The following is a 2,521-nucleotide window of genomic DNA, read 5'->3' as shown; positions in this document are numbered from 1 at the left end:
GCTTCGTCGTCGCCAATGCGGCCGTCGCCTCGGACAAGGAGACGGTGGTCTTCCTATCGATCGAGGGCACGCGGTTGTCGCAGAAGGGCTATGCCGACGGCATCCACGAGGAAGGCTTCGCGCCCCTCAAGGAGCTGATGGAGAACTTCGCGGCGGCGGGCGGCACGATCTATGTCTGCTCGCCCTGCTTCAAGAAGCGCGGGCTCGACGAGGACAACCTCGTCGCGGGCGCGAAGATCGTGGGCGGCGCCAAGCTCGTCGAGTTCATGGGCGCGGGCGTGCCCTCGATCAGCTACTGAGGCCGCAAGCCATGAGCCCGCGCGGCATCGCCCTCGTCCTCGCCCTCGTCGGGGGCCTCGGCTATCTCGGCCTGAGCTATCTTCTCTTCGAGATGCCCCAATCGGCGACGGCCGCCGAGGATTGCGGCTTCCTGCCCGATGAGTTCGTGAGCGCGGGCCAGCTCACCTACGAGCGCGGCCAAGCCTGGTGGATCAGCTTCCGGCGCAAGGAGGAGATCTTCTCCGTGCTTTCGGTCGCAACCGCTTTCGGCTTCATCGGCTTCGCGCTGGCGACGGGACGGCGCAACGGCGCGGGCGCGACGACCGGAGCCGCGCTCGGCGGCGGCGTCCTCGCCGTCTCGGCTCTGTGCGTGAGCTGCCTCGCGCCCGTGCTCTCGGTGGTCGGGCTCGGCCTCGCCGGCAGCCTGCTCGCCGGCGTGCCGAAATGGCTGATCTTCCTGAACACGCTGCTGCTGACCGGCTGGGGAACGCTCTACCTCTCCGGCCGCCGCAAGACCGCCTGCGAGCTGCCCGCGCCGCGGGTCGCCAAGGCCTGACCGCCGCCAGAGATCGAGGCAGAGAACGACATGCGTCCGACCAGCCGACTCCTCGCCGTCGCGGCGCTCGCCCTGGCGGGCCCGGCTTCCGCCCAGGCCGATCCGCGCCTGATGCCGCTGGCTCCGGGCGTGCCGATCGCGCATCCCGTGGCGAAGGAGGACCTGCCGCCGCCGCCCTTCTCCCTCTTGGCGGACCGGCCCGTGAATCCGGCCTATGTTCCCGGCCTGCCCGGATTGAAGCAGGCCGTCGCGGTCAAGGACGATTTCGGGCTCAACCGTCCCCCGAAATTCGACGGCGTGCTGATCCGCAAGAGCCGCGTCGAGAACGGCGAGGTCGTGATCCCGCCGGGCGGGCTCGCCTATCTCGAGGATACTTGGGGCGGCGAGGTCGCGTTGCGCGGCGAGCCGCTGCCCGTGCTCGGGCGGATGCCGACCTATATCGACTACGACATGTCGATCGTGATCAAGGAGGACGTGACGATCCCGGCGGGAGGCAGCGTCGCGGTCGGCGGGCAGGTCTACCACTACTACGCGACGGTCGGGCACGAGCGCACCGCCAGCCACGCGCTGCACGTGCGCACCGTCGCGGGCCATGATTGGGAATGGGCCTTCGGCGCGCCGGTCTTCTCGGCCACCCAGCCGGGCTGGTGGGCCGGGCAGGGCGCGAGCGGGTTCACCCAGCTCTACAACCAGGGGAAGCTCCGCGAGGCCGGTCCCCAGAAGCTCGTCTTCGACTGGCTGTCGGGCGTGCGCACGGACCGCATGCTGGCGGGCGAGAAGCTCTTCGCCGGCCTCGCAGGAACAGGCGACAGTTGGACGAGCGGAGCCAAGACCATCCGCGTCGCGGCGATCGACGAGGCGGCTGGGACCTTGCGCATCGAGGTCGTCGAGGGGGGCAAGGTCGTGCTCGACCGGACCCTCGGTCCGATCCAGCCGCAGCGGCTGATCGAGGACACAGCCGCCCGCAAGGCCCTCGTCTTCGAGCATGATGGCGTCGCCGGCTTCCTCTCGCCCTGGCCGGAAGGCTTCAAGGACGGCAAGGCCAATCTGAAGCTCTACGAGCGGACGATCGTCTTCGAATACGGCAAGCCCTATCAGTTCGACGCCAGGTTCACGGCCTATCCGATCGGCTGCCCGACCGGGCACAATTTCGGCTTCATGCTGGTCAATCGCGACGAGATCCGCATCAAGCCCGGCCAGACGGCCGACGGACCGGAGGGCTTCTTCCGCATCGCCGTCGGCAAAATCGAGGGCGACAAGGTTCTCGACTGGCACATCGAGGACAAGGCGGGCAACCGCTCGGTGAATCTGGGCGGCCCGGCCGTGGCGAATGTCGATCTCGTGCTGGGCCAGGGCCGGGTCACCGGCCAGGCGATCCTGAAGGATGTCGGCAAGGCGCTGCTCGGCCGGACCTATCAGGCTGCCGCGCTGTTCTCGCCGGCCGCGGCCAAGGCGGAAGCGCCGCAGGCTCCGGCGGCGACCGGCTCTACCCACGGCGCGCCATCCGCGCCGCCGACGATCGCGGCCGGACTGAGCCCGGGCTTGATCGGCGCGCTCGCCATCGCGGGCATCGCCATTGGCGCGATCGGCTTCGAACTCGGCCGCCGCCGGCGGAGCGCATGACGATGGAGCCGGTCGAAGCCCACGCCCATGCGCCCGATACCGGCTTCGACGGGGGCGATCTCG

Annotated in this window: 3 protein-coding genes; all 3 read left to right on the top strand. The window is 69.7% G+C overall.

Annotated features, from left to right (window positions below):
- Positions 1 to 299: DsrE family protein (locus tag PKD06_RS18755; protein ID WP_324382830.1), on the top strand; the 299-nt coding region annotated here is incomplete at its 5' end.
- A gap of 11 nt (positions 300 to 310) precedes the next feature.
- A complete protein-coding gene (locus tag PKD06_RS18750) occupies positions 311 to 835 on the top strand; it encodes a hypothetical protein (protein ID WP_324382828.1) in 525 nt (174 codons plus the stop codon).
- 30 nt (positions 836 to 865) lie between these two features.
- Positions 866 to 2,458: a hypothetical protein gene (locus PKD06_RS18745; RefSeq protein WP_324382826.1), complete on the top strand. Its 1,593-nt coding sequence runs from the start codon at positions 866 to 868 to the stop codon at positions 2,456 to 2,458.
- The last annotated feature ends 63 nt before the right edge of the window (positions 2,459 to 2,521 follow it).

This window comes from Enterovirga sp., assembly GCF_035325185.1.
Taxonomy (GTDB): Bacteria; Pseudomonadota; Alphaproteobacteria; order Rhizobiales; family Beijerinckiaceae; genus Enterovirga.
Note: the sequence above shows the minus strand (reverse complement) of the source record. Positions and strands in the feature narration are given on the sequence as shown.

Coding starts and splice junctions, on each gene's coding strand:
- PKD06_RS18750 (WP_324382828.1), top strand. CDS start 311: ATGAGCCCGCGCGGCATCGCCCTCGTCCTCGCCCTCGTCGGGGGCCTC.
- PKD06_RS18745 (WP_324382826.1), top strand. CDS start 866: ATGCGTCCGACCAGCCGACTCCTCGCCGTCGCGGCGCTCGCCCTGGCG.